Raw genomic sequence first — 14021 nt, forward strand, 5'->3', positions numbered from 1 at the left:
CTTCATCAAGATTTCACACAAAAAGAGGAAGGGTTTCCCCTTCCTCTTTTCATATTTCACAATTTATACCATCTTCGCTTCGTATTTGTGCTTTTTTACAAGCCAAGCTCCTCCGATAACACCTGCATCATTACCAAGTATTGCAATCGCTAACTTCGTGCTCTTTACAGCACGTGAAAAAGCATATTGCTCGAAATAGCGTTGAATTGGCTCTAATAGTGCATCTCCAGCTTTAGACACACCGCCGCCAATAACAATTTTCTCTGGGTTCAACGTACTAGCAAGGTTCGCTACAGCTAATCCTAAATAAGAAGCTACTTTTTCTACTACTTCGCTTGCTAGCTCGTCACCTTGTCCAAGTGCTTCAAACACATCTTTTGATGTAATGCGCCCTTCTTCGGCTAACATAGAACGTAGCATACTCTCTTTATCAGTCTCTTGTATTTTTTGCATAGCAACACGCACAATACCTGTTGCAGATGCTACTGTTTCTAGGCAACCAGACTTCCCGCAATTACATGGGAAAGCATTTTCTGTAACGACTGTAATGTGTCCAATCTCACCAGCAGCACCGCTTACGCCGTGTACAATCTCACCGTTGGCAATTACACCGCCGCCAACACCAGTGCCAAGTGTCATACAAATTAAATCTTTTGCTCCTTCACCAGCACCTTTCCACATTTCACCAAGCGCTGCTAAGTTTGCATCATTATCAATAACAACAGGTAATCCTGTTTCTACTTCTAATAAATCTTTTAACGGATAGTTTTTCCACCCTAAGTTAACCGCTTCGTAAATCATTCCAGATGCCACGTGTACAGGACCAGGAGCTCCCATACCAATACCGATTAACTTGCTTTTCAATTCGCCTAACTCTTCTAACTTTTTATCAATAGCTTTCGCTACATCAAGCGTAATATGTTTTCCTTGCTCATTTGTATTCGTAGGGATTTCCCACTTATGTAAAATTTCACCGTACACATTAATAAATGCTAATTTAATCGTTGTACCACCAAGGTCAACACCAACTAACCATTTCTCTTCCATGTTGCTTACCTACCTTTATCTAATTCTTATTTAGCTCTTTTTGAATTTCTTGCTTCAATAAAAATAAAGCTGTTTGATAGTCTTGTGGATCGATTAGCTGTGATTGATTTAATTCACGCAATTCATCTTGCATTAATTGTAAATCTGCAATTCGATCACCCGTATAAATAATCGTACCAAATTTCTTTAGCAATTGCTGAATATCATAAATAGATACCATTTCATCACCCTCTATGCTCACTTACTATAAAAAATTATAATAAGAAAACGTTCACATATTTTATTATAATCAAGAAGAAAAAGTCTCGTCAATTTTTATTTGTCTATACAAGCCCATTTTTAACCATTGTTCCTTTTTCTGTAATAATTTTTTCTACATTTTTATCAAACGGCTCTACTGGAATATGTTCCACCATTTGAAAACTATAAGCTAATGATAGCGTTTTCCCTTTATAATGCACGAGATAACGATCATAATAGCCACCGCCATATCCAATCCGTTCTCCTCGCCCTGTATAAGCTACGCCCGGCACGATTTGAAGATCAATGTCATCTGCACCAACTTCTTCCGTAAGCGCTGGAATTGGTTCACGTAAATTCATATACACTGTTTCTAATTGATCAAAATTACTAATTTGTCGGAAGGACATTGTTCGTGTTCCTTTATTACACTTCGGAACAACAACGTTCTTTCCCTCTTCCCAAGCTTTTTCGATAATAGGATATGTATTCACTTCATTTTCCATTGAGAGAGTGATTCCGATTGTTTTAGCTTCAACCCACTCTTTTTGCGCATACAACGAAAATGCAATTTGCTCTGATAAAGTTGTATACCGTTCTTCTGATAAAGAATTCATGTGCTCTATTATTTGTTTACGTAAACGTAGTTTCTCTTCTCTCACACATTTTCCTCCTCACAGTGATACTTGTCTCTACGATGATAGTGTATCACTTTTAACAGAGGAATCGAATAAAAAAAGAAACAGTAGGAAAATATTCCTACTGCTTACTTTGTTTCACGGTGTAACGTAGACTTCTTGTCACGCTTGCAATACTTTTTAAGCTCGATACGCTCAGCGTTGTTACGTTTGTTTTTCTTTGAGATATAGTTACGATCTCCGCATTCTGTACATGCTAGAGTAATATTCACACGCATTCTTATTTCCCTCCAGTACTAATAACTTAAATCAGACTATACTATAATACCACTTTTAAAATAAAAATTCTACACCTTTTGATATTGTCTAATTTTTTCTATAAGATTTTTCATGTTTTCCCTTGCTATTACTGGGTTTCTAGCATGCGAATACACTAAAAATTTCGGTTGTTTTGTGTCGGAAACGATATAAGACCACTCTTTTTCGGTATATTTGAACTGTACTCCTTCAAATATACCTTCTTCTTTTCTTTCCATATCAGCTAATAATTTCCTCATTACTTTCCCTTTTTCATTCCATGAACATACAACTTCATCACACAGTAAATAAAGTGGCGGCGATTGCTCTACTATGCTGAGAAATGTTTTTCCCTGCAATGCTATTAGCTCAAATAATTTTCCTATTCGATATAAAATATCTCTCTTCCATCTCGCTTGAAACGACTTTTTTTCATCCTGCGTATAAAATAGAAGGTAACATTCTCCTAATTTCAAAGACATTGGGTAAATATTTCCTGCCGATTCAAGCAATAAATCCGGAATATCTACCTCCTCAAAATCTGTACCTTGGTAAATATTACTATGATTATCATATAACTCGAAATAATTTCCTTGCTCGGAAAACATAAGTGCCATATTTGCTTTACTTGATTTCATCAAGGCTTTCACATGATCCTTTTGTTCACCTGCATAAATCCATGTAACTGTGCATCCAAGCCTTTGCAAAAAGAGCATAATTAAATGTTGTAACATATCATTTCTTTTATTAATAAGAAGATGAAACTTCTGTTTTTGTATTTTTTCAATATCAATGCGTTCTAATACAGCCTCTATATAATCATGTAAAGAAACGTGGACTAGCTTATTCTGTCCCATTTCCTTCTCACATACGTAATAAAACGACTCAGAAATATATACTTGTTCTATCGCTTTTTGCTGCTTATACGTTAATTGTACCCCATCCTTACCATACAACTTTATTACAACCTCTTTTTCATTTTCCACTTGAATGAAAACCCCACCTGCACATTGCAAATCCTGAATACTATACTGAAAAAGCGACTCGTTCATTTCTTTGCATTCCATCGTATGAACCCCGATACCATGAATCGCATGAAGAAAAAGATTTTTATAAGAAGTCGTTTCTATATGTTCTTGACTCCCGATTAATATACTTTCTCCTTTAGCAAAAAGAGATCCATACGCCATCGCAACCTTCACAATAAATTGAGGAGTGATCTCAACATTACCTCTTCCTACAATGCGGCTTTTTTGCAACCACCCTGCACTCTTTTCACTTTCTTGAACACCAGCCGATCCTACTACCGAATAGCTGTCAATCGCCTTATATGGCCATAGTTTTCCCTTTTGCTTAATTACCGTACTTTTCCCTATATGACAATGATCCGCTACAATGCTTTTTTGAAACAGTGTAACGTCATCTTCCACCATTGTATGCTCTCCTATTGTCGTTTCTAATAGCTCGCAATACTGCCCAATGTGCGCATTTGCAAAAACAATACTTTTTTGAAGATGAGAATAACTTGAAACAATACTATTTTTCCCGATAATAGAGTACGGCTCAATTACAGCTCCAGCACCAATCTTTGCTCCCTCTCCAATAAAAGAAGGGCCGTGAATTTTCGTTCCTTTTCCAATCGCCACACCTTCTCCCATCCATACCATCGGCAATACTTCCGTATAAGGAATAGGCACTTGTAATTTTTTCGTTAACAAATCAAATTGTGCTTGGCGATATTGATCAAATGTACCGATATCTAACCAATAGCCTTCTGACAAATATGCAAATAATGCGTTCTTATTTGCCAATAATGGAAACACATCTTGACTGAAATCAAAAAATTCTTGGGGCGGTATGTAAGAAAAAATTTCTGGCTCCATAATATATATACCTGTATTCACAATATTAGAGACTACTTCATTCCAGCTCGGTTTTTCTATATATCGTGTAACCTCTTGTTCTTTGTTCATTACAACTAAACCGAATGAGAGTGGATTTTCTACTTCCTTTACAAACATAGTTACCATTCTTTTCTTTTGCTCATGAAACGTAATTCCTTCTGATAATTGAAAATCAGTTAACGCATCCCCACTTATCACAACAAACGTTTCATCTAAAAATGTTTCCGCTTGTTTAATACTCCCTGCGGTTCCAAGCGGCGGAGAGTCTTCAAAGTAGTACAAATTGACGCCCCATTTGCTACCGTCACCAAAATATTGCTTAATGGCTGTGCTCATATACTGAACAGTAATTGCAATTTCACGAATACCATGCTGACGTAATAATTCAATATTGTATTCCAAAACTGGCTTTTCTAATAATGGCAACATCGGCTTTGGAGTATTACATGTTAATGGTCTAAGGCGTCGTCCTTTTCCTCCAGCTAAAATAACCCCCTTCATATACTTCAGCCTCCACTTATATAATGTTCAGTAACTTCATATACGATATGTATATTATCTACCCCGCATTAACTAGCAGTATAAAATGAAACTTTAATTAGTAGGGATTTTGCTGCATCTCCCACTGATTATTAACCCTGACCACTCAGGCTTTTACAGGCAGTAAAACTCCCTATATACATGTACCTTTTAAACACCTAATAAGAAAGCGCTTACTATTAATTAGGTAAAATATTACTTATGAAATGAATAACATATATGCCCTATTTTTTCCATTATATTATGATACATCTTATCATCATAAACTAAAGGAAACAACGAGCTTTTTTTGTCATGTTTTGACTAAAAAAAGCAGGTGATGTTTCACCTGCTTTTTTCTTTATTCATTTAATAAGTAATGCTTTCCTTTTACTAAATAAAAAACATTTTCAGCAATATTTGTGATATGATCTGCTACACGCTCGATATATCTCGCCACAAAGGATAATTGTGTGATTTGTGTAATCGCTTCTGGTTGTTCTGGAACTGAAGATATAAATTCACGAATCGCTTTCCCATATATTTCATCAACTGAATCATCCATTTCAGCAATTTGTTTCGCAAAAGTTAAATTTTCTTGCTCATATGCTTCCAATGCTAACTGTAACATCTTATCTGCAATTGCAAACATTTCATCAAGATTGTGCAAACTAACAACTACTTCTTTTTCCCCAAGACGAATTGTTGATTTTGCAATATTAACGGCATGATCTGCAATACGCTCTAAATCTGTCGCTGTTTTAATTGAAATGAAAATCCTTCTTAAATCACTTGCTACAGGTTGCTGCTTCGTAATAAGCATAAGCGCAAGATCATTTATTTCCTCTTCTAAATTATCCATACGATAATCACCATCTATTACCTCTAACGCTTTCTCTACATCCCTTTTATGAAGACCTTCCATAGCAAGCAATAAAGCCTCCCTCGCTAGCTCTCCAAGCTCAATCACCTTTTGCTGTAACGTTTTTAAATCACACTGAAACTGTTCTCTTACCATCGTTTCTTCCCCCTCAATATTATGTGCCATTATATATATAAATCTCCTATTTTAAGGCCTCTTCTCTCTGTAATCAGCCTTAAAATAGGAGAAGTATTCCTTCTCAGCAAATAAGAAATACCCTCTGTTAAGAGGGTATTTGCTCTTAGCCTTGCAACGACATCAACCAAATCGGCCTGTAATATAATCTTCTGTACGCTTATCTGAAGGTGTCGTAAATAATTTATTTGTATCTGTATACTCCACAACTTCTCCACTTAAGAAGAAAGCAGTTTTGTCTGAAATACGTGCTGCTTGTTGCATATTATGCGTTACGATAACAATACTAAAGTCTTTCTTTAACTCTTGAATTAATTCTTCTACTTTTAATGTTGAAATTGGATCTAGTGCCGATGTTGGCTCATCCATTAAAATAACGTCTGGTTCAATTGCTAAACAACGTGCGATACATAGACGCTGTTGCTGTCCACCAGATAAACCGTATGCATTATCATGCAAACGATCTTTTAACTCATCCCAAATCGCTGCTCCACGTAAACTTTTTTCAACAATCTCATCCAATGTTTTCTTATCACGAATACCATGAATTTTCGGTCCATATGCTACATTTTCATAAATAGATTTTGGAAATGGATTTGGCTTTTGGAACACCATTCCCACATGAGTTCTTAATTCTTCAACTGGGTATGATTTATCAAATATATTGCGTTCTCTATATTCAATTACACCTGTAGTTCGCACGATCGGTACTAACTCTACCATACGATTTAATGTTTTTAAGTACGTTGATTTACCACAACCACTTGGCCCGATAATTGCTGTAACTTCATTCTCATGAATGCTTAAGTTAATATCTTTTAAAGCGTGGTCTTCTCCGTACCATAAATTTAAGTTTTTCGTATCAAATACTACTTTCTTTGGTGCAGTCTCGATTTTCTCCTCGTTTTTCACCTGTACATTTACTACTGTTGCTACCATTTGAATTCCCCTTTCATCCATTTCCAACTTATTTTCGATTTCGTAACCATAAGACAAATATATTGATAAAGAGCAACAAACCTAACAAAACAATCATTCCAGCAGCTGCTACATACTGAAATTCTTCTTGCGGCCTACTCATCCAATTAAAAATTTGAATTGGTAAAACTGTAAATCTATCAAACATACTAAATGGAACATAATTTGCAAATGCAAGTGCCCCGATAACTAATAACGGTGCCGCTTCTCCAATCGCTCTTGATATCGCTAACGTACAACCCGTTATAATTCCTGGGAAAGCATATGGCAATACAATTTGATACATCGTTTGCCACTTCGTAGCACCTAATCCGTAAGAAGCTTCTAATAATGAACTTGGCACAGATCGTATCGCTTCTTGACTCGCTACAACAACTGTCGGTAAAACGAGTAAACTCATCGTCAGTGCCGCCGCAATGATACTCTCACCTAAATGAAGAGCATATACAAAAATAGTTAAGCCGAGTAATCCAAATACAACGGAAGGTACTCCTGCTAACGTTTGATTATTAATTTCTATTACCTTTTTAAATATAGATTCCTTCGCATATTTCTCTAAATAAAGAGCAGTTCCGACTCCAAATATAAAGGAGACTGGTATAACAATACTCATAAATAATATTGTTCCTGACAAAGCTGCAGCAATCCCAGCTTCTTTCGGATTACGCGAAGCGAAGTTTATAAAGAAATCTAACGAAAGGTAATTTATACCTTTTTCGAAAATTTGAAAAAGTAAAATAAGCAGTATTACTATTGAAAATAAAATTGCTATATAAAATATCAATTTGTAAACTCGGTCTTTTAAAAAGCGTGATGCCATATTCGCTTGTATTTTTTTATGATTCAACATTCGCATATTATGTCACCCTCCTAAAGCGGCGCATAATAGACTGCGAAATGATGTTCATGATAAAAGTAAATAAGAATAAAGTTGCGCCTACAGCATACATGCTGTAATAAGTAATTGTTCCATGCGGAGCATCACCTAAACTCACTTGCACAATATAGGCTGTTAGCGTTTGAATAGAGTGTGTCGGATCGAGTGATACATTCGGTGTGGATCCCGCTGCAATTACAACGATCATCGTTTCACCAATTGCTCTGGAAGCAGCTAATATGATCGCTGCCATAATCCCTGTAAAAGCCGAAGGAAATACGACTTGTTTTACCATCTCAAACCGAGTTGCTCCAAGTGCTAACGAAGCTTCTTTCGTTCCTTTCGCTACAGCTCTCATCGCGTCTTCAGATAGAGACGCAATTGTAGGTATCATCATAAAGCCAATAACAATACCTGGACTGATCGCATTAAAAAACTGTAAATCTGGTATAATCCGTTGTAAAAGCGGTGTGACAACTGTTAATGCAAAAAAACCATATACAATTGTCGGAATACCTGCTAATAGTTCTAACATCGGTTTTAATACTTTCCTTGCACCGTTTGAAGCATATTCACTTAAAAATACGGCACACGCTAAGCCGATAGGAATTGCTACGAGCATGGCAATTGCTGTTACAAGGAACGTTCCACATATAAGTGGTAATATACCGAATTTAGGATCTTCAAAAAAAGGTAACCATTCTTTTCCCGTCAAAAAGGAGAGTAATGGTATTTTTTGAAAAAACATCAATGTTTCATTTGCCAATGTAAAAATAATTCCAAGTGTCGTCACAATAGACACGCTAGCAATTATTTTTAGTAATAATGGAACGATTCGATTGATTCGCTGCGTTTTTTTTCTTTGTTTTGTATTTCTTTCAATCAAATGTTGTACAGAAAATGTAAATTGACTTTTGTCATTATGAGCCAAAGATGAAAACCCCTTTCCACCCTGACATTACCTTTTTATTTCTGTTAACATCCGCAGCTGTTCATTGTATTTTTCTTTTGGTAATTTTACATATCCAACCTCTTCAGCAAGATTACCTACATGCTGAATCATAAACTCAATATAATTTGCTACATTCATTTTATTTCGGATAGATGCATCATTCACATAAGCAAATAGCGGCCTAGATAATGGCTTATACTTACCTGATTGAATGGTATCTTTCGTCGGAAGTACACCATTCACTTTTATTGCTCTCACCTTATCTCGATTGGCCATATAATAAGCATATCCTACAAAAGCAATGGCATTTTTATCATTCATTACCCCTTGCATAATAACTTGATCATCTTCAGACAAAGAGACTTTTTTTACAATGCGACTATTTTGTAAGATGACATTTTGAAAATAATCAAACGTACCAGAGTCTACACCTGGCGCATAAAACTTCACCTGTTCACGTGGCCATGATGAATGAATTTGTGACCATCGCTTTTCGCTTCCATCTTCACTCCATAATAGACGTAACTCGTCTACCGTCATATTGTCTACCCAAGTATTTTGGCGACTCACAACGATCGTAAGGCCATCGTAAGCGACTTCAAACGGTGTAAACTGAATGGAGTTTTTCTTCATTTCATTTTCTTCCACTTGTTTCATTGATCTCGAAGCATTATTTATATCTACTTCTCCTTTACTGAAACGATTAAATCCTCCTCCTGTTCCAGAAACACTGATGGAAATTTTCACGTTTGGATGCACCTTTGTATATTCCTCTGCTACCGCTTCTATAATAGGAAAAACTGTTGAGGATCCATCAACTCTCACTTCTCCCATTTCATTCACAGCAAATGCAGTAGACGTGCCAACATAAAGGAAACATGTCGACAGTATGAAAACTTTAATCGATGCACTTATCCATTTCACGTGTTCTTCCTCCTAGAAGTAACCGGAAATAACAGGATTACAGATATAAGAATACTGCTAAACTATTAATTCGGTTTTAATTGTTTGTAAAAGTTTTGTAAAGTTCCACAAGAATCAACATTAAGTAAAAATTTAATCCGTAGCCATTGTTCATCCTCGCTGATGATTGGTCCATAAAACCGTTATCCTCCAGAAAGATGCACAAGTATCATTTATGGGCCCCTTGATTTTCCGATATAATATGCTTGTCCACTTTATTAAAACGTATGCGTGAACCATAAAAAAAAGCACACTATCTTTTCAGATAGTGTGCTTTTTTACAACCTTTTTATTCCTCATCTTGATCTTCTTTTTCATTTTTATTATCTTTTGCATCTTTACCATTTATTTCTTGGTTTTTCAAATCATAGTAAGCATCCATAATTTCACGACTAATGTATCCATTAATACCAGTCTTATCATCATGTACCCACGGAACAACAACAGAGAATGCTACTTCTGGATCTTCAAGTGGCGAATAACCTACTAATGTTAAGTTATAAGTCTCCACACGCTGACCATCTGCTTTTTTACCAATCGCTTTATCTCCACCATACACAGTTTGCGCTGTACCAGTTTTCCCTGCAGCTTTATATTTTGCACCAGTAAAGTATTTCGTAGCTGTACCGCCTGAATCGTTAAATACTTGTCTAAATCCTTCTTGAACACGTTTAATTTGTGATTCAGGCATATCAATACGATTTAGCACTTTTGGCTCCATCGAATGAATAACTTTTCCAACTTCATCTGGTTTCGCTTCCGGTTGACGAATTTCTTTAACAACTTGCGGTTGCATACGATATCCACCATTGGCAATTGTCGAAATATATTGCGCTAATTGAAGTGGTGTATACGTATCATACTGTCCAATTGATAAATCTAATAAGAAACCTGGGATATTGTCTGTAGTACCTCTTTGTCCAGCAGATTCATTCGGTAAATCAATGCCTGTTTTTACACCCAGTCCAAACTGACCATAATAGTATCGCATCGTATCATATGCTTTTTGCGGTATATTTAACGTACCACCTCTAACATATGGAGCATTAGCGATATTCATCGCTGTTTTAAACATATATACGTTAGAAGACATTTTTAATGCTGTTAAATCGTTAATATATCCCATCGTCTTCCAAGAAGATTTCTTCTTCGTCCCTTTTAATACGATTGGTTCATCGAGTTGAACTGAACCCGGTTGAATTGCACCCGTTTGATATCCTGTAAGTACTGTCGCACCTTTTACAGTCGATCCCATCGGATAAGAACTTGTCATCGTTCCTAATGCGAAATCTTGTACTTTCGTTTCGCCATTTTCATCCACTAATTGTTTCCCAGCCATAGATAACACTTCACCATTTTTCGGATTCATCATTACAACAAATGCTCGATCTAAAAGAGGTTCTGACCCTTTAAATTTCGTTAAATTTTTGGTAATAATATCCTCCACACGCTTTTGTAATTCCATATCAATTGTTAAGTTCAGATTATTACCGCTTTGTCCTTGTGATACATTAATCGTTTCCAAAATATTACCATTTTTATCTGTAATATTTTTCACTTCCGCTTTCGTACCATGTAGGCTATCTTCATATTGCTGTTCAAGATAACTTTTTCCTACTCGTTCATTCCGATTATAATCACGAACAAGATAGTAATCTAGTCTTTCTCTCGGTAAACCTTCATCTGATGTCGAAACTCCGCCAAGAACGCTTCGGAATAAATCATCATACGTATATTTTCGATCCCAATCAACATTCGTATCTACACCCGGTAATGCTGCTAGGTTTTCACTAATAATCGCATATTCTTGTTCTGTAGCATCCTTCTTAATAACTTGAGGTGTCATCGCATATCCGCCGTCCATTTTGCTTTTAATTGCTAGCACTTCTAAATCTTTTGCAGATAATTGATTCACTTCTTCTTCTGTCACGCGATTTCGTTGACGCTCATCTAATTCTTTATCGTCAATTTTTTTATCTTTTAACTCTTGACGATCTTTATTTGTAATTTTTTCTTTCGCTTCCTCTTTATGCATAGCAAGCCAATAATCTTTTTTATCGCGATCTGTTAATTTATCTGTCGGTACTTCAATCAAATCTGCTAGCTTTTTCGCTGTTTCTAAGCGAGCCTCTGCAGTTGACCCTTTCATTTTTGTAAATGTAATCGTACGCACAGCTGCATTATCTACTACAGCTCGTCCATAACGGTCAAATATTTTCCCACGTGGTACAGGATTACTTATCGTCGAGTTCTCTTTCCTCTCCACTTCATTCTTATATTCCTCACCGCGAACAATTTGTACATATCCAAGCCTTACAATAACCGCGGAGAACAATAAAAACACGCAGAAAAACAGCACGTTTAACCGAAAAGGAACGTGAGTCTTTTTCTTTTGTTGTTTCTGCTTCTTGCTCATACAAACCCCCTCTACCAACAGCTATGTAATGTGAAAGGGACACCTTCATACAGGTGTCCTCACTGCTGTCTTACATCTTTTTCTATTCTAGCATAAAACAACCGAGAAGTTAACCTTCTGGTTCTGTTTGGTTCTGCGCAGTCGCTTGCGTTACAACACTTGTTTTACTCGCATTTCCCTCAGCATATTTGACATTTTTAACTGCAAAATAGATAAGAAAATGTCCTGCACCTAAAATACATAATAAGTAAGGTAAACTTTTTTCAGGCGGAAAGAATAGTACAGCACATAAAAAACTTAAAATCGAGCAAATTCTTCCTGCATTTAACCATAATTCCCGGACAACTACATACTCTACACGCCACTCTCTCGCATTTTTCGCTCTGCCAATTACATCATATGTCATGGACCCGTACGGAACGAGCAAAATAGGGTATGCAATCGCAATACACGCTGCATAAATAAGTAATTTTGCGTATGTAACATTGAATATAACTAAAAATACGACAGCATATAAAATAATGCCTCCAAGCAAAATTGCTTTTTTTCGCCATTCTTTCTTTAACATACGAGTAACTAAATAGTAACACACAAATGATACAGCCGAATTTACTAAGCTATACTTCCCTAATGCGAGTTCGCTATCAGTTGCTAAATACACGTACACGGAAATCACAAAAATAAACGTTCCCTCTCTCAGCCCTTGGAAAAAATGAGCACGTGTAATTCTTCCCCAATTTTTATCAATCTGCCGCTCTTTCAATACTTGTACAATTTCATACCGTCCTTCACATTCTCTCTTAGATACAAAAAAGCTTAAAATGACAGCAATTGCAAATAACAATAACGAAAGAAAGAATATGACCGTATAGCCACTCCATTTTTCCATACGTGAAATTGTGTATCCAGCTGCTATCGGTCCAATCATGCCAGAGAAGGATGTAAGAAGTCCAAGAAACCCGTTAAAGAAATCTCTTGTTTCTGGTTCTGTAATCTCAAATGTTAATAAGTTAAACGCGAGCCAGTAAAAACCATATCCGACTCCTAAAAGAGCCCCCATTAATAAAATATAGTGAGAAGCGCTTTTTCCCGCTACTAAAACAACGATAAAAAAAATTGCCAACGTGCCTACGCCTATTCGTAACAAGATTGAGCGATCAATACGTTTCGCTAATTTCCCACCTATAAGAAATGTGAGAGGCTGTAATACAACGCTGGCCAAATTATACAAGCCAAGATTCACATAATTTTGTGTTTGTTTCCATAAATAAATGTTAACAAACGTATTCGATAAAGAAATTGCGAGCGTGTATAAACCTCCAATAAGGAGCAATAACACTAAATCCCGATTCACTTCAACGTCACCAATTATATGTTTCCACTTCATACACAACTCTCCTTTACTTCATGTTCTAGTCTTCCAAAGACAAGCCCAATTATGTAAAAGGAAAGCATAGAAAAAAGCTAGGAGAATTCTCCTAGCTTTTTCTATCGTTATTACAATTACTTAGCTTCTTGGTAACGTTTTTCAGCAGCGTTCCAATCTACAACGTTCCAGAATGCACCGATGTAGTCTGGACGACGGTTTTGGTAATTTAGGTAGTAAGCATGTTCCCAAACATCTAAACCAACAACTGGAGTTTTACCTTCAGTTAGAGGAGAATCTTGGTTTGGCGTGCTTGTTACTTCTAACTCACCATTGTTTACTACTAACCAAGCCCAGCCAGAACCGAAACGAGTTGCGCCAGCTTTTGCGAATTCTTCTTTGAATGCATCGAAGCTACCGAATTTCGCTTCAATTGCAGTTGCAAGTTCGCCTACTGGTTGTCCGCCACCGTTTGGAGATAAGATTGTCCAGAAGAATGTATGGTTAGCATGTCCGCCACCATTGTTACGTACTGCTGTACGGATTGCTTCTGGTACTTCGTTTAAGTTTGCAACTAATTCTTCTACGCTTTTGTCAGCTAATTCTGCATGACCTTCTAAAGCAGCGTTTAAGTTTGTAATGTACGTGTTATGGTGTTTTGTATGATGGATGTTCATTGTTTCTTTGTCAAAGTGAGGCTCTAAAGCATCATACGCATAAGGTAAATTTGGTAATTCGTGTTTTGCCATTGTTATATTCCTCCCAGT

At 36.4% G+C, this 14021-nt stretch carries 13 protein-coding genes; all 13 read right to left on the reverse strand.

Annotated features, from left to right (window positions below):
* Window positions 1-63: 63 nt before the first annotated feature.
* Window positions 64-1047, reverse strand: a complete 984-nt coding sequence (gene glcK / locus MR115_RS05880) for a glucokinase (protein WP_063260803.1) — start codon at window positions 1045-1047, stop codon at window positions 64-66.
* 19 nt (window positions 1048-1066) lie between these two features.
* Window positions 1067-1267 (reverse strand): YqgQ family protein, encoded by a 201-nt coding sequence (locus MR115_RS05885; RefSeq protein WP_000253699.1) that lies wholly within the window; start codon window positions 1265-1267, stop codon window positions 1067-1069.
* Between the two features lie 103 nt (window positions 1268-1370).
* On the reverse strand, window positions 1371-1949 hold the full coding sequence (locus MR115_RS05890; RefSeq protein ID WP_063260802.1) for a 5-formyltetrahydrofolate cyclo-ligase: 579 nt from the start codon (window positions 1947-1949) through the stop codon (window positions 1371-1373).
* 104 nt (window positions 1950-2053) lie between these two features.
* On the reverse strand, window positions 2054-2203 hold the full coding sequence (gene rpmG, locus MR115_RS05895; RefSeq protein WP_001265616.1) for a 50S ribosomal protein L33: 150 nt from the start codon (window positions 2201-2203) through the stop codon (window positions 2054-2056).
* A gap of 69 nt (window positions 2204-2272) precedes the next feature.
* A complete protein-coding gene (locus MR115_RS05900) occupies window positions 2273-4627 on the reverse strand; it encodes a sugar phosphate nucleotidyltransferase (RefSeq protein ID WP_242240439.1) in 2355 nt (784 codons plus the stop codon).
* Between the two features lie 379 nt (window positions 4628-5006).
* Window positions 5007-5663 (reverse strand): phosphate signaling complex protein PhoU, encoded by a 657-nt coding sequence (phoU, locus tag MR115_RS05905; RefSeq protein ID WP_033656402.1) that lies wholly within the window; start codon window positions 5661-5663, stop codon window positions 5007-5009.
* A 162-nt stretch (window positions 5664-5825) separates the two neighbouring features.
* Window positions 5826-6641, reverse strand: coding sequence for a phosphate ABC transporter ATP-binding protein (pstB, locus tag MR115_RS05910; RefSeq protein ID WP_000226681.1), 816 nt, complete (start codon window positions 6639-6641; stop codon window positions 5826-5828).
* A 28-nt stretch (window positions 6642-6669) separates the two neighbouring features.
* Complete coding sequence (gene pstA / locus MR115_RS05915) at window positions 6670-7536, reverse strand: phosphate ABC transporter permease PstA (protein ID WP_242240442.1); 867 nt, start codon at window positions 7534-7536, stop codon at window positions 6670-6672.
* A 1-nt stretch (window position 7537) separates the two neighbouring features.
* A complete protein-coding gene (gene pstC / locus MR115_RS05920) occupies window positions 7538-8488 on the reverse strand; it encodes a phosphate ABC transporter permease subunit PstC (protein ID WP_242240445.1) in 951 nt (316 codons plus the stop codon).
* Window positions 8489-8515: 27 nt separating this feature from the next.
* Complete coding sequence (gene phoX / locus MR115_RS05925) at window positions 8516-9433, reverse strand: phosphate ABC transporter substrate-binding protein PhoX (protein ID WP_071721126.1); 918 nt, start codon at window positions 9431-9433, stop codon at window positions 8516-8518.
* Between the two features lie 328 nt (window positions 9434-9761).
* Window positions 9762-11888, reverse strand: a complete 2127-nt coding sequence (locus MR115_RS05930) for a peptidoglycan D,D-transpeptidase FtsI family protein (protein WP_242240447.1) — start codon at window positions 11886-11888, stop codon at window positions 9762-9764.
* Window positions 11889-11997: 109 nt separating this feature from the next.
* Window positions 11998-13275 (reverse strand): MFS transporter, encoded by a 1278-nt coding sequence (locus MR115_RS05935; protein ID WP_242240449.1) that lies wholly within the window; start codon window positions 13273-13275, stop codon window positions 11998-12000.
* A 116-nt stretch (window positions 13276-13391) separates the two neighbouring features.
* Entirely contained in the window at window positions 13392-14003 is a 612-nt protein-coding gene (sodA, locus tag MR115_RS05940) for a superoxide dismutase [Mn] (protein WP_001052034.1), read from the reverse strand.
* Window positions 14004-14021: the final 18 nt, after the last annotated feature.

Origin of the sequence: Bacillus cereus group sp. BfR-BA-01309, from assembly GCF_022664315.1 — a bacterium.
In the GTDB taxonomy this organism is placed as follows: Bacteria; Bacillota; Bacilli; order Bacillales; family Bacillaceae_G; genus Bacillus_A; species Bacillus_A mobilis.

What these genes read in the sequence shown, in the direction of transcription:
- MR115_RS05935 (WP_242240449.1), bottom strand. Translation starts at nt 13,275, where the DNA reads ATGAAGTGGAAACATATAATTGGTGACGTTGAAGTGAATCGGGATTTA.
- rpmG (WP_001265616.1), bottom strand. Translation starts at nt 2,203, where the DNA reads ATGCGTGTGAATATTACTCTAGCATGTACAGAATGCGGAGATCGTAAC.
- sodA (WP_001052034.1), bottom strand. Translation starts at nt 14,003, where the DNA reads ATGGCAAAACACGAATTACCAAATTTACCTTATGCGTATGATGCTTTA.
- phoU (WP_033656402.1), bottom strand. Translation starts at nt 5,663, where the DNA reads ATGGTAAGAGAACAGTTTCAGTGTGATTTAAAAACGTTACAGCAAAAG.
- MR115_RS05900 (WP_242240439.1), bottom strand. Translation starts at nt 4,627, where the DNA reads ATGAAGGGGGTTATTTTAGCTGGAGGAAAAGGACGACGCCTTAGACCA.
- pstA (WP_242240442.1), bottom strand. Translation starts at nt 7,536, where the DNA reads ATGCGAATGTTGAATCATAAAAAAATACAAGCGAATATGGCATCACGC.
- MR115_RS05885 (WP_000253699.1), bottom strand. Translation starts at nt 1,267, where the DNA reads ATGGTATCTATTTATGATATTCAGCAATTGCTAAAGAAATTTGGTACG.
- pstB (WP_000226681.1), bottom strand. Translation starts at nt 6,641, where the DNA reads ATGGTAGCAACAGTAGTAAATGTACAGGTGAAAAACGAGGAGAAAATC.
- MR115_RS05930 (WP_242240447.1), bottom strand. Translation starts at nt 11,888, where the DNA reads ATGAGCAAGAAGCAGAAACAACAAAAGAAAAAGACTCACGTTCCTTTT.
- glcK (WP_063260803.1), bottom strand. Translation starts at nt 1,047, where the DNA reads ATGGAAGAGAAATGGTTAGTTGGTGTTGACCTTGGTGGTACAACGATT.